14 protein-coding genes are annotated in these 20,951 nt (G+C 70.3%); 5 read left to right on the top strand and 9 right to left on the bottom strand.

The genetic code is table 11. The features are described from left to right. The first annotated feature begins 5 nt into the window (after positions 1–5). Positions 6–5,495: a glycosyl hydrolase family 28 protein gene (locus ACZ7M2_RS14325; protein WP_471595485.1), complete on the top strand. Its 5,490-nt coding sequence runs from the start codon at positions 6–8 to the stop codon at positions 5,493–5,495. Positions 5,496–5,507: 12 nt separating this feature from the next. Then, positions 5,508–7,535, top strand: a complete 2,028-nt coding sequence (locus ACZ7M2_RS14320; RefSeq protein WP_471595484.1) for a PQQ-dependent sugar dehydrogenase — start codon at positions 5,508–5,510, stop codon at positions 7,533–7,535. A gap of 24 nt (positions 7,536–7,559) precedes the next feature. Here ACZ7M2_RS14320 and ACZ7M2_RS14315 read toward each other — a convergent pair whose 3' ends face one another. From ACZ7M2_RS14315 to ACZ7M2_RS14305, 3 genes are all read right to left on the bottom strand, one after another. Continuing rightward, positions 7,560–9,389, bottom strand: a complete 1,830-nt coding sequence (locus ACZ7M2_RS14315) for an AMP-dependent synthetase/ligase (protein WP_471595483.1) — start codon at positions 9,387–9,389, stop codon at positions 7,560–7,562. Positions 9,390–9,829: 440 nt separating this feature from the next. Then, positions 9,830–9,973 (bottom strand): hypothetical protein, encoded by a 144-nt coding sequence (locus ACZ7M2_RS14310; RefSeq protein WP_471595482.1) that lies wholly within the window; start codon positions 9,971–9,973, stop codon positions 9,830–9,832. 1 nt (position 9,974) lies between these two features. Beyond that, the gene (locus ACZ7M2_RS14305) at positions 9,975–10,868 is read right to left on the bottom strand and encodes a LysR substrate-binding domain-containing protein (RefSeq protein WP_099944252.1); all 894 of its coding nucleotides are present in this window, start codon (positions 10,866–10,868) and stop codon (positions 9,975–9,977) included. A gap of 136 nt (positions 10,869–11,004) precedes the next feature. On the opposite strand from ACZ7M2_RS14305, the gene ACZ7M2_RS14300 reads away from it, so the two are divergent. Then, positions 11,005–12,045, top strand: coding sequence for a bile acid:sodium symporter family protein (locus tag ACZ7M2_RS14300; protein ID WP_352044730.1), 1,041 nt, complete (start codon positions 11,005–11,007; stop codon positions 12,043–12,045). Here ACZ7M2_RS14300 and ACZ7M2_RS14295 read toward each other — a convergent pair. The 3 genes from ACZ7M2_RS14295 to ACZ7M2_RS14285 all read right to left on the bottom strand — a co-directional run bounded on the left by ACZ7M2_RS14295 (position 11,978) and on the right by ACZ7M2_RS14285 (position 16,217). Beyond that, positions 11,978–13,222 carry a DUF4185 domain-containing protein gene (locus ACZ7M2_RS14295; protein ID WP_471595481.1) on the bottom strand — a complete coding sequence of 415 codons (1,245 nt, stop codon included), beginning with the start codon at positions 13,220–13,222 and terminating at the stop codon, positions 11,978–11,980. The genes ACZ7M2_RS14300 and ACZ7M2_RS14295 overlap by 68 nt on opposite strands. Positions 13,223–13,232: 10 nt before the next feature. Next, a complete protein-coding gene (locus ACZ7M2_RS14290) occupies positions 13,233–15,131 on the bottom strand; it encodes an exo-alpha-sialidase (protein ID WP_471595480.1) in 1,899 nt (632 codons plus the stop codon). 138 nt (positions 15,132–15,269) lie between these two features. After that, positions 15,270–16,217 (bottom strand): quinone oxidoreductase family protein, encoded by a 948-nt coding sequence (locus ACZ7M2_RS14285; protein ID WP_471595479.1) that lies wholly within the window; start codon positions 16,215–16,217, stop codon positions 15,270–15,272. A gap of 109 nt (positions 16,218–16,326) precedes the next feature. Between ACZ7M2_RS14285 and ACZ7M2_RS14280 the strand changes: the two genes are divergently transcribed. Together ACZ7M2_RS14280 and ACZ7M2_RS14275 are read left to right on the top strand one after the other, a co-directional pair. Continuing rightward, a complete protein-coding gene (locus tag ACZ7M2_RS14280; RefSeq protein ID WP_471595478.1) occupies positions 16,327–16,761 on the top strand; it encodes a MarR family winged helix-turn-helix transcriptional regulator in 435 nt (144 codons plus the stop codon). 19 nt (positions 16,762–16,780) lie between these two features. Further along, entirely contained in the window at positions 16,781–17,323 is a 543-nt protein-coding gene (locus tag ACZ7M2_RS14275; protein ID WP_471595477.1) for an isochorismatase family protein, read from the top strand. A 71-nt stretch (positions 17,324–17,394) separates the two neighbouring features. Here ACZ7M2_RS14275 and fdhD read toward each other — a convergent pair whose 3' ends face one another. Genes fdhD through ACZ7M2_RS14260 form a run of 3 tightly spaced genes read right to left on the bottom strand, consistent with a single transcriptional unit; the run spans position 17,395 to position 20,949 of the window. Continuing rightward, entirely contained in the window at positions 17,395–18,252 is an 858-nt protein-coding gene (gene fdhD, locus ACZ7M2_RS14270; protein WP_471595476.1) for a formate dehydrogenase accessory sulfurtransferase FdhD, read from the bottom strand. Between the two features lie 7 nt (positions 18,253–18,259). After that, positions 18,260–19,120: a 2Fe-2S iron-sulfur cluster-binding protein gene (locus tag ACZ7M2_RS14265; RefSeq protein ID WP_471595475.1), complete on the bottom strand. Its 861-nt coding sequence runs from the start codon at positions 19,118–19,120 to the stop codon at positions 18,260–18,262. Beyond that, entirely contained in the window at positions 19,117–20,949 is a 1,833-nt protein-coding gene (locus ACZ7M2_RS14260) for an NADH-ubiquinone oxidoreductase-F iron-sulfur binding region domain-containing protein (RefSeq protein WP_471595474.1), read from the bottom strand. The genes ACZ7M2_RS14265 and ACZ7M2_RS14260 overlap by 4 nt, the downstream gene beginning before the upstream one ends. Positions 20,950–20,951: the final 2 nt, after the last annotated feature.

Here is a 20,951-nt window from a genome sequence, read left to right as displayed (position 1 = left end):
GTTCCATGAAACCACCCATGAGAAAACGGAGTTGGGCGGCGAGCGTCTTCTTCGCCTTCGCCGTCGTACTCGGCCTGACCCACCCCGAGGCCCTCGCGGCCCCCCGAACCGCCACCCCACCCACTACCGCGTCCACGTCCACGTCCACCACCGCACCCCACGCCGCCGTCTTCGACGTCCACGACTACGGAGCCAAGGGCGACGGCTCCACCAACGACACCCCCGCCATCAACAAGGCCATCACCGCCGCCAACGCGGCGGGCGGCGGCACCGTCCGCTTCCCCGCCGGCCAGTACAAGTCCAAGAACACCATCCACATGAAGAGCGAGGTCACTCTTCAAGTGGACAAGGGCGCGACGCTCCAGGGCTCCAGCGCGGACACCTACGACCCGCCCGAGGCCAACCCCAACGACGCCTACCAGGACTACGGGCACAGCCACTTCCACAACGCGATGATCTACGGCGACCGGCTGACCCACATCGGCTTCGTCGGCGAGGGTGTCATCGACGGCCTCGGCAACCTCATCACCGGCAACCCCAAGTCCGGCGAGGCCGACAAGATCCTCTCGCTGACCCGCTGCGACGGCCTGCGCCTCGGCGACGGCCTCACCCTGCGGCGCGGCGGTCACTTCGCGGCCCTCATCAACGGCTGTACGAACGTCACCTCGGACCACCTGACCATCGACACCGCGAGCGACCGCGACGGCTGGAACATCATCAGCACGACCAACGTCACGGTCACGAACGCCAACATCAAGGCCAACGACGACGCCCTCGTCTTCAAGAGCGACTACGCGCTCGGCGCCAAGCTCCCCAACGGCCACGTCCGGGTGAGCGATTCGTATCTGTCGGCGGTGTGCTGCAACGCCCTGATGTTCGGGTCCGAGACCTGCGGAGACTTCTCCGACTACCAGTTCGCCAAGATACGCATCGAGGGCTCCGACAAGTCCGGGCTCGGCATGGTCTCCATGGACGGCGCGAAGATCTCCGACGTCCACTACCGCGACATCACCATGACCGGTGTCCGCTCACCGATCATGCAGAAGATCGGTACCCGAAAGCGCTGCGGCAACAGTCCCGGCGTCGGCTCGATCAGCAATGTCACGTACGACAACATCACGGCGACCGGGGTGAGTCCGTCCTTCAGCCCGACGCTGTGGGGCGAGAGCGGGCACCGCATCAACGGGGTGACCTTCACCAACGTCAACATCACCGTCCCCGGCGGCAACGGCACCATGTCCACCGCCGTGCCGAGCAACGACCCGGGCGACTACAACCCGAAGGCCATCGGCACACGGCCCGCCTACGGCTGGTACGTCCACAACGCCGACAACGTCACCTTCACGGACAGCTCGGTGAGGTACGCGGCCGACGACGGACGCCCGGCCGTCATCGCGAACGCCGCGAACGGGATCAGGTTCACCCGGTTCACGGCCCAGCGGGGGAGCAACTCACCCCACGACATGGGCTTCCAGAACGTCACCGGCTACTGCCTGACGGACAGTCACAACCCTTCGGGCGGCGCGCTGCGGGTTTCCGCCGGCGGCTCCAGTGAGAACTGCGGTACGGCGGCAAAGAGCACGGCGACGGCGACCACCGCCGTGCAGCGGCCGCACACAGGTGTGAAACCGCTCGACCTCGAAAACCCCCGCCAGGCCTTTCTGCGCGGCTCCGTCGGCGGACTCTTCCTGCACTGGGGCGAACGCACCGCCCCCGCCCACACCAGCTGCACCGCCTGGGAGAACGACGTCACCAACGGCGGCTGGACTCCCGACTACTGGGTGAACGAGGCCCAGAAACTGCACACCCAGTACCTCGTCCTCGCCACCTTCCACAGCCGCCTCGGCTACGCCCGCCCCTGGCCCTCGAAGATCCCCGGCAGCTGCTCCACCAAGCGGGACTTCCTCGGCGAACTCGTCACCGCCGCCAAGGCCAAGGGCCTCAAGGTCATCCTCTACATGACCGACGACCCCCAGTGGCACAACGAGGGCGGCCACGAGTGGCTCGACTCGGCCGCGTACTCCGCCTACAAGGGCACCGACGTCGACCTCACCACCCGCGACGGCTTCGGCCGCTTCAGCTACGACAACTTCTTCGAGGTCATGGACCGCTATCCGGACCTCGGCGGCTTCTGGATCGACAACGACAACGCGTACTGGGAGAGCCATGACCTCTACGCGCAGATCCAGCAGAAGCGCCCGAACTACACGCTCAGCAACAACAACGAAGACACGCCGATCATGGACATGATCAGCAATGAGCAGAAGACGGGCATGACCCCGTCCTACGACTACCCCCAGGCCGTCTACACGGCCCAACCCCGCCTCACCGAAGCGGACTTCAAGCTGCCGTCGAGCGGGGCGTGGTGGTACGACGGTTCCAACCCCTCCGTCGACAAGATGCTCACCCTCGGCCGGCTGATCACCAACGCGGGCTCCTCCGTGAAGGCCCTGATGGCCGAGACCGCGCAGGTCAACGGCAAGTTCCCAACGAACCAGGAGGCCTTCAACAACTTCGCCGACTCCTATCTCGGCCCCATCTGGCAGTCACTGCACGGCACCGAGGGCGGCGGCTACATGTACGGCGGCCTCAAGCCCGGCTTCTGGAACGACGGGGCCCACGGTGTCACCACGGTCAGCAAGACCGACCCCGACCTCCAGTACATCCACGTACTGACCCCGCCCAGCACCAGCACCCTGCGCATCCGCGACAACGGATACCGCATCGCCTCCGTCACCAACCTCCGTACGGGAGCGGCTGTTTCGTGGTCCCAGTCGGGCGGCGTGCTCACCCTGAGCGGCCTGGCGAACTGGGACCCGTACGACACCGTCTTCAAGGTCACCACGGCCGGCCGCCAGGGCATCGCGTCCGGCGTCACGATGTCCGCGAGCGCCTCGGCGAGCGGTCACGGCGCGGCGGCTGCGGGCGACGGCAACTACCTCACCTACTGGGACAGCAACAAGACGCTGCCCGTCAACCTCACCTTCGACCTCGGCAGCGCGAAGAAGGTCCAGTACATCGGCCTCAACCAGCGCGAGGACTCCGTCGCCTACGCGCGCTCCGACACCGAGCAGTCCGCACGCATCAAGGACTACAAGGTGTTCCTCAGCAACGACGGGTCCACCTGGGGCAGCGCGGTCAAGACCGGTCAGCTCGCCAGTCGGCGGGGCATCCAGGGGATCGACCTGACCGCCGCGAACGCCCGATACGTACGCCTCGAAGTCGACACCACCTGGGCCGCGTCCACCGACACCACCCGCTACAAGCGGCTGCGGATCGACGAGGCCTGGATCGGCACGTCGTACGCCACCCCGGCGGCCACCGTCAACACGTACTCGGACAACGGCCAGGCCCTGCGCCCCGCCATGGGCTGGAGCAGCTGGAGCTTCGTGCGCCGCTGGCCGACCGAGGCGAAGATCAAGGCCCAGGCCGACGCGCTCGTCGCGAGCGGGCTCAAGGACCACGGCTTCGTGTACATCAACCTCGACGACTTCTGGCAGAAGTGCGACGCGAACGGGTTCACCGTCGACTCCTACGGACGCTGGACCGTCGACACCGCCAAATTCCCCTCCGGGATCAAGGCGTTGGCCGACTACATCCACTCCAAGGGGCTGAAGTTCGGCTTCTACGTGACGCCGGGCATCGCCAAGAACGCCGTCACCAGGAACACACCGATCGAGGGGACCTCCTACCACGCGGCCGACATCGCGGACACCTCGAAGACCGAGAAGAACTACAACTGCAAGAACATGTACTACATCGACTACGGGAAGCCGGGCGCCCAGGAGTTCGTGAACTCGTGGGCCAAGCAGTTCGCCTCCTGGGGAGTCGACTACCTGAAGATCGACGGGGTGGGCAGCGCGGACATCCCCGACGTCCAGGCCTGGGACAAGGCGCTGCGCGCCACCGGCCGGCCCATCACCTTCGCCCTCTCCAACAACCTGCCGATCGCCAATGCCTCCACCTGGAAGTCCCTGGCGAACAGCTGGCGCACCCAGGGCGATGTCGAGTGCTACTGCGGCTCGGGCGCGAACGGCAGCGGCTATCCGCTGACCGACTGGTCCCACGTCTCCGCCCGCTTCGCCTCGGCCGCCAACTGGCAGCAGTACGCCGGCCCCGGCGGCTGGAACGACCTGGACTCCCTGGAGATCGGCAACGGTGACCAGGCGGGCCTGACCGCCGACCAGCGCCGCTCGCACTTCACCCTGTGGGCGATGGCGGGCGCGCCCCTGCTGCTCGGCACGGACCTGACCAACCTCGACTCCGTCGACAAGCCGATGCTGACCAACGACCGCCTCACCGGTGTCGACCAGGACGGCGTCGCCGCGAAGCGGATCGTGAGCAGTGGCGTCAAGCAGGTCTGGAGCAAGAAGGAGAGCGACGGCCAGTACGTCGTCGCCCTCTTCAACACCGGCACGTCCGGCAACTCCACGGTCGCTGTGAACTGGTCGCAGGTCGGCTTCACCGGCTCCGGCGACGTCACTGACCTGTGGTCGGGCTCCCACAAGGGCACGATCGCCGACTCGTACAGCGCGACCCTGCGCCCGGGGGAGACGCGCCTGATCCGGGTGAAGCCGGTGAGCACCGCCCTGAAGACCGCCGCGGCCTCACCCGGCATGGCGGTGGCACCCTACGAGTACCTCGGCTGGGGCAGCCCGCAGAACCCGACGTCGGTCATGTCGGCGACCGGGGTGAAGTGGTTCACGCTCGCGTTCGTCCTCTCCGACGGCTCCTGCAACCCGAAGTGGGACGGCTCGCGCCCGCTGACCGGCGGCAACGACCAGTCGAAGATCAACGCGATCCGCGCGGCCGGCGGTGACGTCGTCGTCTCCATCGGCGGCTGGAGCGGCGCCAAGCTCGGCGAGAAGTGCTCCAGCGCCTCGGCGCTCGCGGGCGCCTACCAGAAGGTCATCAACGCCTACGGCCTCAAGGTCATCGACATCGACATCGAGAACACCGAGTGGAGCAACGCCACCGTCCGGCAACGGGTGATCGACGCGCTGAAGATCGTGAAGGCCGGCAACCCCGGGCTCAAGACGATCATCACCTTCGGCACGACGACGAGCGGCCCGGACTCCACCGGCGTCGACATGATCAAGCGCGCCGCCGCCTCGGGCCTCGCGAACGACATCTGGTGCATCATGCCGTTCGACTTCGGGGGCGGCACCACGAACATGGGCACGCTCACCACCCAGGCCATGGAGGGCCTCAAGGCACGGGTCAAGTCGGCTTATGGATACAGCGACGCGACGGCGTACGCGCACATCGGCCTGTCGTCCATGAACGGCAAGACCGACGACTCCGGCGAACGGGTCCGCGTCGCCGACTTCAAGACCATGCTCGCCTACGCCCAGCAGCACCACATCGGGCGCCTCACCTACTGGGCAGTGAACCGCGACCGGGCCTGCGGCTCCGGCTCCGACGGTGACTCCTGCAGCGGCGTGTCGCAGCAGCCGTACGACTACCTCAAGGTCTTCGCCCAGTACACGGGCTGAGGGGACGAAATCATGAAACTCAACAGAGCGCTGCCCTGGTGCCTCTCGCTCGTCCTGGCCGTGCCGCTCGTCGCACTGACCGGCACGGCGGCGCAGGCGGCCACCGACTACCAGGCCGAGGACGCCACGATCTCGCAGGGCGCCGTCGCCACCAACCACACCGGCTACACGGGCACCGGCTTCGTCGACTACACCAACATCACCGGCTCGTACGTGGAGTTCACGGTGAGCGCGGCCACGGCCGGCACCTCCTCGCTGGCCCTGCGCTACGCCAACGGCACGAGCGTCGACCGCCCGATGGACCTCTCCGTCAACGGCACGGTCGTCGCCTCCGGGGTCTCCTTCCCGGCCACCACCGACTGGAACACCTGGGCGACGAAGAGCGTGAACGTCCAGCTCAACGCGGGTTCCAACAAGATCCGCGCGACCGCCACCACGGCGAACGGCGGCCCCAACCTCGACCGCGTCAGCGTCGGTGCCGCCGCCGACACCCAGGCACCCTCGCGGCCGGGCCAGCCGAGCTGCTCGGCCATCGGCGAGGACGGCCTCACCCTCTCCTGGGGCGCCTCCACGGACAACGTCGGCGTGGCCGCGTACGACCTCTACGAGCATGGCAACAAGCTCGCCGAGGCGGCCGGTGACGCGACCTCCAAGGTGCTCACCGGCCTGAGTCCGAACACCACCTACAACCTCACCGTCATCGCCCGCGACGCCGCAGGCAACGCCTCCCAGGCCAGCCCGGTCGTCGACTGCACGACGCGGCCCAGCTCCGACACCACCCCACCCACCCAACCCGGCACCCTCACCTCCTCCAACGTCACGGCCACCAGCGCCGACCTGAGCTGGGGCGCCTCGACCGACGACAAGGCGGTCGTCGGCTACGACGTGCGCAGCGACACGACGGTCTACAAGAGCGTCACCGGTACGTCGACCACACTCACCGGGCTCGCCTGCAACAGTCCGTACACGCTGAACGTGGTGGCGCGCGACGCGGCCGGCAACGTGTCGCCGCAGAGCAACACGGTCACCTTCACGACCAAGGCCTGCGCCACCGACGGCGGGGTCCCCTCGTCGATCGGGACCGTCTCCAGTGGCTGGACGATCCCCTGGGGCACGTACTGGATGCCGGACGGACAGACGGCGCTGGTCACCGAGCGGGACGACTTCCGGGTCTGGAAGGTCACCAAGGACGGCACGAGGACCCAGGTCGGAACCGTGCCGAACGCCGTCACCACGAACGGCGAGGGCGGACTGCTGGGCGTGGCCGTCGACCCGAAGTGGGCCACCAACCACTACGTGTACTTCATGCACACGGCCTCCGAGGGCAACCGCGTCGTCCGCATGACCTACGACGGCAGTTCCCTCACCAACTACACGATTCTCCTCCAGGGCATCAAGAAGAACCGCTACCACAACGGCGGACGTCTCGCCTTCGGCCCCGACGGCTATCTGTACGTCTCCACCGGCGAGGCCCAGACACCCGAACTGGCCCAGGACAAGACGTCGTTGAACGGCAAGATCCTGCGGATGACGACGGACGGCAAGGCCGCCCCCGGCAACCCGTTCGGCAACTACGTCTACAGCTACGGGCACCGCAACCCGCAGGGTCTCGCCTTCGACCGCAACGGCCGCCTGTGGGAAGCGGAGTTCGGCAACAGCTCCAAGGACGAACTCAACCTCATCAAACCGGGCGCCAACTACGGCTGGCCCACCTGTGAGGGCAGTTGCAGCGTCTCCGGGATGACCAACCCGAAGGCGACCTGGAACGTCTCCGAGGCGTCACCCAGCGGCATCGCGATCGTGCGCAACGTCGTCTACATGGCGTCCCTGCGCGGCGAACGGCTGTGGCGCATCCCCATCACCGGCGACACGGAGAACGTCGGCACGCCGACGGCGTACTACGTCGGCACCTACGGCCGCCTGCGCACGGTCACCAAGGTGCCCGGCGCCGACCAGCTCTGGCTCTCCACCACCAACTGCGACAACAACGGAGGAGCGGCGGACGGCTCGGACAAGATCTTCAAGGTGAGCATCAGCTAGCCCGGACGGCGCGTTGTACCGGGCTCATGCCCGGTACAACGCCTCCACCTCCGTCGCGTACGCGTTCTCGATAGCCTTCCGCTTCAACTTCAGCGAAGGCGTCAGCAGCCCGTGCTCCTCGGTGAACTGGTTCGCCAGTATCCGGAACGTACGGATCGACTCGGCCTGCGAGACCAGGGTGTTCGCCGCGACCACCGCCCGCCGCACCTCGGTCTCCAGGTCCGTGTCGCGCACCAGGTCGGACGGGGACAGCCGCGTCTTGCCCCGCATCTGGAGCCAGTGTTCGACGGCCTCGGAGTCGAGGGTGACGAGCGCCGCGATGTACGGCCGGTCGTTGCCGACCACGATGCACTGGGCGACCAGCGGATGGTCGCGGACACGCTCCTCCAGGACGCCCGGCGAGACGCTCTTGCCGCCGGAGGTCACCAGGATCTCCTTCTTGCGCCCGGTGATGGTGAGAAAGCCGTCCTCATCGAGGGTGCCGAGGTCGCCGGTGGCGAGCCAGCCGTCGTGCAGTGCGGCATCGGTTGCCTTGGGGTCGTTCAGATAGCCCTGGAAGATGTTGTCGCCGTGCAGCCAGATCTCGCCGTCGTCCGCGATGTGCACGGTCGTGCCCGGAATGGCCTGGCCGACCGTCCCGTACCGGGTCCGCTCGGGCGGGGTGACGACCGCGGCGGCGGTGGTCTCGGTGAGCCCGTATCCCTCGTAGATCTGGATGCCCGCGCCGGCGAAGAACAGCCCGAGCCGACGGTCCATCGCGGAGCCGCCCGACACCGCGTGTCTGACCCGGCCGCCCATGGCGGCGCGCATCCTGGTGTAGACGACCTTGTCGAAGAACTGGTGCTGCATCCGCAGGCTCGCCGACGGCCCGGCGCCGATCCCCCACGCCTTCGCCTCGATCGCGTCCGCGTAGCGGACCGCGACCTCCACGGCCTTCTCGAAGGCACCGGACTTTCCGTCCTTCTCGGCCTTGCGGCGGGCCGCGTTGAAGACCTTCTCGAAGATGTACGGCACCGCCAGGATGAACGTCGGCTGGAACGCGGCCAGGTCGGGCAGCAGCACGGCGGCGTGCATCTGCGGCTGATGGCCCAGTTTGACCTTCCCGAGGACGCCCGCGACCTGGACCATCCGCCCGAAGACATGCGCGAGCGGCAGGAACAGCAGGGTGGACGCCCCGTTGTCGCGCTTGGAGGTGAAGATCGGTTCCATGAGCCCGATGACCGTGCTCGCCTCAGCCATGAAGTTGGCGTGCGAGATGACGCAGCCCTTGGGGCGGCCCGTGGTGCCCGAGGTGTAGATGATCGTCGCGATCGACTCGGGGGTGACGGCGCGCCGGTGCCGGTGCACCACCTCGTCGTCGATGCTCGCGCCCGCCTCGTAGAGCTCTTGGACCGCGCCCGAGTCCAGTTGCCAGAGCTTGTGCAGCTGGGGCAGCCGGTCGATCACCGTGGCGATGGTCATCGCGTGGTCCTCGTGCTCGACCACCGCGGCCGACACCTGCGCGTCGTACAGCATCCAGAAGACCTGCTCGGCCGAGGACGTCGAGTACATGGGGACGACCTGGGCGCCGATCGTCCACAATGCGTAGTCGAAGAGTGTCCATTCGTAGCGGGTACGGGACATGATCGCGACCCGGTCGCCGAATCGGATTCCCTGGGCGAGCAGTCCCTTGGCAAGTGCGAGGACCTCGTCACGGAACTCGGCGGCCGTCACGTCGCGCCACTGTTGGTTCTCGTCCTTGCGGCCGAACGCGGCCCGCAGTGGGTCTTCCTGGGCATGCTCGAACACGACGTCGGCCAGGCCGCCCACCGGCGGCGGCGCCGACGCCAACGGAGGGTTGGTGAACTCGCGCAATCCCGCTCCTAGTGGCGCTCCGCACAGCGCCTTGGAAGCTACCCCACCCAGCGGCCGGGCGGGAGAGGGGTCGAAGCGGTGGAGGGCGCGGCATATGCACTGGTCAGTCGAGAAAATGCCCGCACAAGGGGAAGGGACCGGACATCTTCCCTACGCTCACGTAAGTTTCGGCCCCGCAATCTCCACGGAATCTGTACGACCCTCCTACGGGGCACGGCGCGCCGAATACCGGACACCGATGTTCCGATTCCGCGCCGTGCGGCTACCGCCGGAGCCGGTCCCGGTGGCTCCGGGACCGGCTCCGCCGGTGTCATCACCGGGCCCTCACCGGTGTCATGCGCGGGACGCCGTCGCCCGCTCCGCCGGTGCCTCGGCCGTGTCCGTCACAGCGCGCGGCGTCCGCACCAACACCAGTACCAGCGCCCCGGCGACCATCCCCGTCACGCCCGCCGCGAGAGCGTGTTCTGCATGCGAGAGGTCAGCACCGTGCCGAAGACGGCGACCCCGAGCGCGTACCCCAGCTGGCGGACCGTGTTCACCGCGCCGCCCGCCATGCCCGCCACGGCGGGCGCCGCATCGAGCACCTCACGTACGCGAGACCGACCCGCTGGGGCCGCCTCCCCTGAGCAGGCGGTCCCCGCCCCCCAGGATCGCGGCGGCGAGGGCGTCCGCCGCGCCCTGCGCGGATGTACGCCGCTGTCCGTGCACCAGGACGAAGTCGACCTCGCCCAGCTCCGGCAGGCCCGCGCGGTCGGGGACGCGGACGAGGCCGGGAGGGATCAGTCCGCGTGAGTGGGCCATCACGCCGAGGCCCGCGCGGGCCGCCGCGACGAGGGCGTTCAGGCTGCCGCTGGTACAGGCGATGCGCCACGCGCGGCCCTGGCGCTCCAGGGCCTCGAAGGCGAGGGCGCGGGTGATGCCCGGGGGCGGGTAGACGATCAGGGGGACCGGGCGGTCGGGGTCGAGCCGCAGGCGTTCCGCGCCGATCCACACCAGGCGGTCGTGCCAGACCAGCTCGCCGCGCGGATCCTCGGGCCGCCGCTTCGCCAGCACCAGGTCCAGCCTGCCCGCGGTGAGCTGTTCGTGCAGCGTGCCGGACAGCTCGACCGTCAGCTCCAGGTCCACCTCCGGGTGGTCGTACCGGAAGCCCTCCAGGATCTCCGGGAGCCGGGTCAGGACGAAGTCCTCGGAGGCGCCGAAGCGCAGCCGGCCGCGCAGGCGGGTGCCCGTGAAGAAGGCGGTCGCCTGCTCGTGCACCGCCAGGATGCGGCGCGCGAAGCCGAGCATCGCCTCGCCGTCCTCGGTGAGCTCCACGGAGTGCGTGTCCCGCGAGAACAGCTGCCGTCCCACCGCGTCCTCCAGGCGGCGCACATGCTGGCTGACCGTCGACTGGCGCAGCCCGAGCCGCCGTGCGGCCTGCGTGAAGCTCAGAGTCTGGGCCACCGCCAGGAAGGTACGCAGCTGGGAGGGGTCGTACACACCCCCACGTTATCGCGAATCGCGATGACAGTCAGAACGGTATGACGGATTCCCGATCGCGGGCCGGAAGAGGACGATGGAGAGGGCACGACCCGCCCCGGTTCCGCCCCGTACGACGTCTGAGCAGTGGAGCACCGTGAAACGCCTGCAGTGGCCGAGTTGGATGCCGATCGACCCGTACATCCTGCTGTTGCTCGGGACAGTGGGCCTGGCGGCCCTGCTCCCGGCACGGGGTACGGGCGCCGACGTCGCGTCGGGCGCGTCCACGGCCGCCATCGCCTTCCTCTTCTTCCTCTACGGGGCCCGGCTCTCCACCCGTGAGGCGGTCGAGGGCCTCAAGCACTGGCGGCTCCACGTCACCGTCCTGGCCTGCACCTTCGTCGTCTTCCCGCTGCTCGGCCTGGCCGCCCGCGGCCTCGAACCGGTGCTCCTGACACACAACCTCTACACCGGTCTGCTCTTCCTCACGCTCGTCCCCTCGACCATCCAGTCGTCGATCGCCTTCACCTCCATGGCTCGAGGCAACGTGCCCGCCGCGATCTGCGCCGGCTCCTTCTCCTCCCTCGCGGGCATCGTCGTCACCCCGCTGCTCGCCGCGGCACTGCTGGGCGGCAGCGGCGGCGGTTTCTCCGCGGACTCGCTGGTCAAGATCGTGCTTCAGCTGCTGGTGCCGTTCCTGGCCGGGCAGGTGCTGCGCCGTTGGATCGGCGGGTTCATCACGCGCCACAAGAAGGTCCTCGGGTACGTCGACCGCGGCTCGATCCTGCTCGTCGTCTACACCGCGTTCAGCGAGGGCATGGTGCAGGGCATATGGCACCAGGTGAGCGCGGTGCGGCTGGCGGGCCTGCTCGCGGTCGAGGCCGTGCTGCTCGCGGTGATGCTGACGCTCACCTGGTACGGCGCGAGGGCGCTGGGCTTCCACCGCGAGGACCGCATCGCGATCCAGTTCGCCGGGTCGAAGAAGTCCCTCGCCTCGGGGCTTCCCATGGCCAGCGTGCTGTTCGGCGCGCACGCTTCGCTCGCCGTGCTGCCGCTGATGCTCTTCCACCAGATGCAGCTGATGGTGTGCGCGGTGATCGCCAAGCGCCGCGCCCACGACCCCGAGGCGGCTACGACCCCGGTTCCCCCAGCCGCAGCGTCACGAATCGCGGTCGGTACAGCGCCACGTTCCGACTGAGGTTCGCCTGCGCCGAGACACCGCCCGTCGTGTCCAGCCAGTTCACGTCATAGCTCAGGACGAGCCGGTCGCCGTCGCTCAGCGCCGCGTGCACCTGCGGGTTGTACGCGGCCACCTGCCCCTGCGGCAGGGACGGACTGAAACTCCGGGTGGGCCCGTGCCAGGGGCCGGTCGGCGCGCACGCCCAGTACGAGGTGATCGTCGTCAGCCCCGCGGTGCCCGCCGCCATCGTGAACAGGACGTACGTCCCGCCGTCCCGCACCACCGTGAACGCGCTGCCCACCCCCGTGCGCCGCTCGTCCCCGAGCACCGGCGTCGGCCGTGCCCGCACCGCCCATCCGCCGCCGTCCCAGTACTCCCAGGCCGCCGGCTGCCCGAGCCGGCCGCGCGGCACCCGCGCCACGTACGCCTGCGAGGCGGGGCGCGAGGCGGCCCGGCCGTCGTCGCCGCCGAAGATGTACGTCCACGCGCCCGCGTCGACCGTCGAGGTGCCAAACAGCACCCGCCGGGAGGGATCCGTCACGGAACCCTGGTCCAAGACCGTGGCGATGCCCTCCAGCCGCAGGTCGGGCAGCGCGAGCGTGGCGACCTCGGTGGACGTGGGCACGCCGTAGATCCAGGGAGCCTGGCCGGCGGTACGGGTCCACAGCAGGACGCGGACGACCTGTTCGGAGGAGCCGGGGGAGCGGGGCTCGACGCGGGCCGCGACCGGCCACCGCCACCGCCCCGGCCCGGGGTCGGGGAACACCGGCGTCGGCAGTGTCGTCTCCAGCCGCCCGTCCTTCGACATCACCACGGCCGAGTTCCGCACCAGGGGCGCGCTCGTGTCGCGCCACGCGTACGACTCGCCGACCGGGTTCGGCGGCCCGTGCACCTGGCCCAGATACGTGTCCGAGAACAGCCACAGCACCCGCCCGTCCGGCAGCCGCACCGAGTGCGTGCCGTCGCCGCCGGTCCAGTCGTCGACACGGCTCGCGTCGTCGCCGTACCGCGCGAACTCGCCCGTGAGCCGCGCGTTCGCGCTCCAGGACCGCAGCGTGCGGGCCGTGCACGCGCCGCCGCCCTCCCGGTCGTGGTCGGGGAGGGCGGTGAGCAGCACGGCCGCGCAGACCAGGGCGAGCAGGACACCGAGGCCGGCCCCGGTCCGCCGTCGTCGTGCCGTTGCGTCGTCGGGCACGGACGGGACGTTAGCGGCCGCCGCGCACCCGGTCCATGGGCAGATACAGGACGGTGTCCCGGGTCACTTCCCGGGAGGGCGGCGCGGACAGCTCCTCGTCGCTCAACGCCCGGTCGTAGACGCGTACTTCGTCGATCGCTCCCGTGAAGTACGCCCGGCTGTCCATCCGTTGCCCGACATGGACCCCGAACGGCGAGTTGCGGCTGACCGACCCGGGCACGTCCGCGGCGGCGACCGCCGTGCCGTCGACAAAGAGCGTGAGCAGTCCGCCGCCCCGGCGCAGGGCCAGATGATGCCACTGGCCGTCGTTGTAGGCGCTCGCGGTGCGGACGGAGGCGGAGGTCGGGGCCGCGGCTCCGCTCCTGGTGGTGATCAGCGCGGTGATCCGGTGGGACGCGGGCTCGGCGCGCATCCACACCTGCGGCTGCGTCGTCCCGATCCCGCCCATCCACAGCAGCGGCTGCTCCCCGCCGGTGGCCGTGTAGCGGAACCACAGCGACGCGGTGAAGTCCTTCGTCCCGAGCGGGAGCCGGTCCTGATATGGCAGGCGTACGGCGTCGTCGGCGCCGTCGAACTCCAGCGCGCCGCCACGTACGCCCGCCGTCTCCTGGGCGCCGCCGAGGACCGCGGCCGGCTCGGCGTGCCGGGCGAGGTCGGCGGTCGTCGGGTCGGGGCCGCGGCGCGGGGTGAGCCAGTCCTCGGTGAAGCGGGCGAAGCGGACCTCGTCGCGTGCGTCGACCGCGCCGCCCTCGTACAGCAGTCCCACGGCGCCGCCGCCGATCCCGACCAGGTCGGAGTAGCCCGACCAGTCGGTGGTCACGACCGTGCCGCGGTCCACGCTGTCCCAGGTCCGCCCGCCGTCGTACGAGGAGCGGATCATCATGGTCCTGCGGCGGTCGGGGTCGCCGGGGCAGGCCAGCAGGATGCGGTCGCCGAGGCGGAGTACGGAGCCCTGGACCTGGGGCGCGTAGAGGCCGGGGAGGTCGCGGAAGGGCGCCGTGAAGCTGTCGCCGCCGTCGCGGCTGACGGTCTGGGTGCGGTGGCCGAGGTCGGTGCCGTCCTGCTCGCGCCCGCTGACGAGGACGGACCCGTCGGCGCGTTCCGTGAGCGTCAGTTCGGACGGCTTCTGACGGAAGGTGCCGTCGTCCGCGATCGGCCAGGAGTCGCTCGCACCGATCCGCCAGTGGTCGCCGTCGTCGTCGCTGGTGATGAGGGCGGCGTTGTTGGCCGTGACCCGACTGCCGTTCCAGGTCTCGGTGTTGACGCCGAAGACGAGCCGCCCGGCATGTTTGCCACGGGTCAGCTGGATGCCGTGCACAGGGCCGGTGGCGTACCAGGAGTTCCAGTTCGGCGGGAGGATCTCGGCGCTCAGGTCGCGCGGTGCGGACCAGCTGAGGCCGTCGTCGTCGCTGTACTGGAGATGTGGCGTGCGGTCGCAGGGGACGTCGCAACTGCGCCCGTCCGTGCGGCCCGTGTTGTATGTCTCCGCCAGCACGATGCGACCGGTCTCGCGGTCCACGATCGGGGCGGGGTTGCCGTGGGTGTCGCCGGCCCCCTCGTTGACGACCTGGAGCGGTCCCCAGGTCCGGCCGCCGTCGGTCGACCGCTTGACGACGATGTCGATGTCACCCGCGTCGCCGCAGTCGTGCACGCGCCCCTCGGCGAACGCCAGCAGGGTGCCGTGGGTGCTCCGCACGACGGCCGGGATGCGGAAGCAGGCGTAGCCGGGATCCTGAGAGGCCCTGAAGAGCACCTGTTGCTCGAACAACGCGCCGGACGCGCCGGACGCACCGGACGCACCGGACGCGGAGGCCTTCGCGGGGCTCGGCAGCGCGAGCACGCACAGTGCGGCGGCCGTGAGGACGGCGGTCAGGGTCGATCTGAGACGTGCGCGCAGACGTGCCGACATGGTGCGACCTGCCCTTCGTGTGTCTGGGCAACCAGGGTGATCTGGACATCCGACATCCGACATCCGACGTCCAATGTGTACGCCGCAGACGCTACTTGGGCTCTCAGTGGCCCCACAAGCAGCGAGCACCGGTCGTGTTCACGCCAAATCTGAACTCGTCTGGCAGGGGCGCAGCACCACCTTCCCCAGGTTGCACCGTGACTCGATCGCCGCGTGCGCCTTCGCCGCGTCCTCCAGGGCGAACTCCCCGTGCACGGCGGGCCGCAAGGCCCCCTCCGTGAACAGGCGCCACAGTTCCTCGCGCCACCGCTCGTACCGCCCCGGCTCGTTCCGGGCGATCCGGGCCAGCTGGAAGCCGATCACGGACTTGGCGCCCACCAGCAGGTCGTACGCTCGTACGCTCCCACCGCCCGAGCTGTACGCGACGAGCCGCCCGCCCGGGGCGAGGGCGGCGACGGCCAGGGTGAGCAGGTCGCCGCCGACCGCGTCGAGGACGTAGTCGACGGGCTCGCCCCAGTCCTCGGAGCCGTACGCGATCACCTCGTCCGCGCCGAGCCCCCGCACGAACTCCGTCTTGCCGAGGGCGAGCGCGGACACGGCCCCGACGACACGTGACGCGCCCCGCAGTCGGGCGAGTTGGACGGCGAGATGGCCGACCCCGCTCGCCGCGCCGGTGATCAGCGCCGCCTCGCCGGGTGCGGGGCGCGCCGCCTTCAGGGCGCCGAGCGCGACCAGCCCGCTGCGGACGAGGGTGACGGCGTCGACCGCGCTCGCGCCCGCCGGGACGGGGGAGGCCATGGTCTCGTTCAGCAGGGCGTGCTCGGCGTACCCGTGCCCGAAGCAGAGTCCGGTGACGCGGTCGCCCGCCGTGAAGCGGGTGACGCCGGCGCCGACGGCGACGACCTCGCCCGCGATCTCGCCGCCCAGCGGGATCGGCTTCGCGGCTTCGGTGACCTTGCGGACGACGGGAAGGGTGACGCCGATCGCCTCGGTGCGCACCAGCAGTTCGCCGGGCCCGGCGGCGGGGGCGGGGACGTCCTCCAGGAACAGGGGGCCGCCGGTGTGCTCGTATCGGACGCGGCGCATCGCACCTCCAGGGGTGGGGGGTGAGGGGGCGAGCCCTCGGGTCGTTGGGAGTCCCAACGATAACCGAGATTCATTGGGGTGCCCAACGGTTATTCGCTAGACTGGTCTCATGTCCGCCCCCCTGCCCGCCATCCGCGCCCTCCCCAGCTGGCTTCTCGGCCGCACCGCCGCGCGCGGCCGTGCCCTCGTCGCCGAGGCGCTGGCGGCCGAGGGCCTGAAGATGTGGGATCACGTGGTGCTCTCCGCCGTCTCCGATCTCGGCCCCGTCGCCCAGGCCGAACTGGGCCGCAGCATCCAGCTCGACCCCAAGGACCTGGTCGGTGTTCTCAACGACCTCCAGGGCGCGGGCCTGGTCCTGCGTGAACCCGACCCCAGGGACCGGCGCAAGAACGCGGTGTCCATCACCGAGGAGGGTGCGCGCCTCCTCGCGCGCTGCGAGCGGGCGGCGCGCGAGGCCAACGACGCGCTCCTCTCGCCGCTCTCGGGGGCCGAGCGGGAGCAGTTCATGGGCTTGTTGATCCGGATTTCCGGTACGGACGGCTGATGAAGGCTAACGTTCCGTCATGACCGCATCCGAAACCGAACCCCGGCTCGCCCTCGACCCCGCGCGCACCGCCCTGGTGCTCGTGGATCTGATGGAGCGCATCGTCGGACTGCCCGTGGAACCCCGCAAGGGCACCGAAGTCCTCGCCGCCGCCGAGGAGCTGGCGGCCACCTTCCGCAAGGCGGGCGCGCTCGTCGTGCTCGTCCGGGGCGAACGGCCCGGGCTGCCCGAACAGCCGCCCGGCAGCGGACTCGTCGCCGGGCTCGCGGTGGCGGGTGACCTCGAGGTCGTGAAGCGGACCATCGGCGGGTTTCAGGGCAGCGGTCTCGACGAGCGGCTGCGGGAGCGCGGCATCTCCACCCTGGTGTTCGGCGGGATCGCCACCAACCTCGGCGTCGAGTCCACCGCCCGCGCCGCCGGCGACCTCGGCTACGACCTCGTGTTCGCCGAGGACGCGATGGCGGCCCTCACCGCGCCCGAACACGAGGCGTCGGTCCGCCTCGACTTCCCCCGCCTCGGCACGGTCGTGACCACCGCGCAGGTGCACTTCAGCGCGGGCTGAGGCGGGGCCCCTACGGCGCAGGGGGCGCTCCCCGCCGGTCGGGGCCCCGCCGCCGTGCCGCGGGGAGCCGGTCAGCCCTGGGCGGCCGCGGCCCGCAGGGCGATGCGGTGCTCGCCCGCGTACACGTTCATGGAGGAGCCGCGCAGGAAGCCCACCAGGGTCAGCCCGGTCTCCATGGCCAGGTCCACCGCCAGCGAGGACGGTGCCGAGACCGCCGCCAGTACGGGGATGCCCGCCATGACCGCCTTCTGCGCCAACTCGAAGGAGGCCCGGCCCGACACCAGCAGGACCGTGCGGGAGAGCGGCAGGTCGCCGCGTTGCAGGGCGCGCCCGACCAGCTTGTCGACCGCGTTGTGCCGGCCCACGTCCTCCCGTACGTCGAGCATCTCCCCGTCCTCCGTGAACAGGGCCGCGGCGTGCAGACCCCCGGTCCGGTCGAAGACCTGCTGTGCCGCGCGCAGCCGGTCGGGGAGGCCGGCGAGGAGAGCGGGCTCCAGCCGGACCGGGGGAGCGTCGGCGCCGTCGTCGATGGCCCAGCGGGCCGTCGTACGGACCGCGTCCAGGCTCGCCTTGCCGCACAGGCCGCAGGACGAGGTCGTGTAGACGTTGCGCTCCAGCGTGATGTCGGGCAGCACGACGCCCGGCGCGGTCCGGACGTCCACCACGTTGTACGTGTTGGAACCGTCGACCGTGGCGCCCGCGCAGTAGACGATGTTCTGCACCTCGTCGGCCCGGCCGAAGACCCCCTCGCTGACGAGGAAGCCTGCCGCGAGCGCGAAGTCGTCGCCCGGGGTGCGCATGGTGATCGCGAGCGGTTTCCCGTTGAGGCGGATCTCCAGTGGCTCCTCGGCGACGAGCGTGTCGGGGCGGGTCGAGATGGCCCCGTCCCGGATGCGGATCACCTTGCGTCGTTCCGTGACTCGTCCCATGTCCTGATCAGTCCCGGTTCTGTACGTGCTGGTAGCCGAAGCGGCCCTTGATGCAGAGATTGCCGTGGGTCACCGGGTTGTCGTGCGGGGAGGTGACCTTCACGATCTCATTGTCCTGCACGTGCAGCGTGAGGTTGCAGCCCACTCCGCAGTACGCGCACACCGTCGTCGTCTCGGTCTGCGCCGACTCGTCCCATGTACCCGCCGCCCGCATGTCGAACTCCGACCTGAACGACAGAGCCCCTGTCGGGCACACCTCGATGCAGTTGCCGCAGTACACGCACGCCGAGTCGGTCAGCGGGGCGTCGTGCTCGACGGCGATCCGGGCGTCGAATCCGCGCCCGGTGACCGAGATCGCGAAGGTGTTCTGCCACTGGTCGCCACACGCGTCGACGCATTTGTAGCAGAGGATGCACTTGTCGTAGTCGCGGACGTAGAGGCTGTTGTCGATCTTCGGTTCCTCGTCGAGGCGCGCCGCGTCGGGGCCGAAGCGGTCCGGTTTCGCCTCGTACTCCTTGATCCACCCGGCCACCTCCGGAGTGGTCGACAAGTCGACCGAGGAGGCGAGGAGCTCGATGACGACCTTGCGGCTGTGGCGGGCGCGCTCGGTGTCCGTCCGTACCTCCATGCCCGCCTCCGCCTTGCGGGAGCAGGCCGGGACGAGGGTCCGGGCACCCTCCAGCTCGACGACACAGACCCGGCAGGCGTTCTTGGGGGTGAGCGTGTCGCCCTGGCAGAGGGTGGGGACCTCCTTGCCCGCCGCCCGGCAGGCGTCGAGGATCGTCGAGCCCTCGGGAACCCTGGCCTCCTGCCCGTCGAGGGTGAACTCGACGAGCCGACGCGGCACTCCCAGCGGTATCGCGGTCATTCGTAGGCTCCCAAGCGGTCGATCGCGGATTCCACGGCGTTCCACGCGGTCTGCCCGAGACCGCAGATCGAGGCGTCCCGCATCGCGCGGCCCACCTCCCTGAGCAGGGCGATGTCGTCGGCCGCCGCGGCGCCCCGCCGCTCGGCGATCCGGTGCAGCGCCTCCTCCTGCCGTACGGTCCCGACCCGGCACGGCACGCACTGCCCGCACGACTCGTCGCGGAAGAACTCGGCGATGCGCAGCAGGAGGCGGGGGAGCGGGACCGTGTCGTCGAAGGCCATGACCACACCCGAGCCGAGGGTCGTGCCCGCCGCCCGGGTGCCCTCGAAGGTGAGCGGGATGTCGAGTTCGTCGGGCCGTACGAAGCCGCCCGCCGCGCCGCCGAGCAGCACCGCGCGCAGCCGCTCGCGCACGCCCGCCAGCTCCAGCAGCTCGCCCAGCGTCGCCCCGAACGGCAGTTCGTAGATGCCGGGCCGGTCCACGCTGCCCGACACGCAGTACAGCTTCGGGCCGGTGGAGCCCGGGGTGCCCATCGCCGCGTACGCCTCGGCCCCCCTCGTCAGGATCGGCAGGACGTTCACCAGGGTCTCGACGTTGTTCTCGGCAGTGGGTTTGCCGAACAAACCCTTCTCCACAGGGAAGGGCGGTTTGGAACGCGGCTCTCCTCTGTACCCCTCGATCGAGTTGAACAAGGCGGTCTCCTCGCCGCAGATGTACGCGCCCGCGCCCCGCCGGATCTCGATGTCGAAGGCGTACCCCTGGCCCAGGACGTCCTCGCCGAGCAGGCCACGCGCGCGTGCCTGCCCGATGGCGTGCTCCATGCGGCGCAGGGCGCGCGGGTACTCGCCGCGCAGATAGAGGTAACCCTTGTGCGCCCCGACGGCGTACGCCGCGATGGTCATCGCCTCGACGAGGGCGTACGGGTCGCCCTCCATGACGACCCGGTCCTTGAAGGTGCCCGGCTCGGACTCGTCGGCGTTGCACACCAGGTAATGCGGATGATCGGGCTGGGACGCCGTGGCCTGCCATTTGCGGCCGGTGGGGAAGGCGGCGCCGCCGCGCCCGACCAGGCCCGCGTCGGTGACCTCGCGGATGACCCCGGCCGGCCCGAGTGCGAAGGCCCGCCGCAGCGCGGCATACCCGCCGTGTGCCCGGTAGTCGTCGAGCGAGGCGGGGTCGACCACACCGACCCGGCTCAGCAGTACGAGGGAGGGATCGCCCGCCTGGGGCACCGCGAAGGCCGCGGGCGGCTCCTCGGGCGCCGAGTCGGGGGCGCTCGCCGCCTGTGCCGCCCGCGCGACGGTGGTGGGCGCCGACACGGCCGTACGCACCGGATCGCCCGCCCTGACCGCGAGGGCCGCCGGAGCGCGCTCGCACAACCCCAGGCAGGGGCTGCGCTCGACGCCGACGCCGCTGCCGGGCCCGAGGCGGGCCTCGACCCCGGCGCACAGCTCCGCCGCGCCCGCCGCCGCGCACGCGAGGTCCGTGCACACGTGCAGCACGGTCGCGGGGCGCGGTTTCACCGAGAACATCGCGTAGAAGGTCGCGACCCCGTACGCCTCCGCCGGTGGCACGGTCAGCCTGCGGCACAGGTAGTCGAGCGCGCCCTCGCTGATCCAGCCGATCCGGTCGTTGACGGCGTGCATCCCCGGCAACAGCAGGTCACGGCGTTCGCGCGCCTCCCGGCCGCCGCGCGCCCACCTGAGGTCGGCGGCCCTCATCTCATCGCGGGCGGCGCCCTCCCACGAGGACTCCGGCGGACCGAGCAGCGCGTCGATCGCCGCCCGCTCCTCGTCCGTCGGCTTGCTGTCACCGAAGTGCAGATCCACCA

This window comes from Streptomyces sp. NPDC111507 (assembly GCF_055638955.1).
This window is presented reverse-complemented; position numbering and strand designations above follow the sequence as displayed.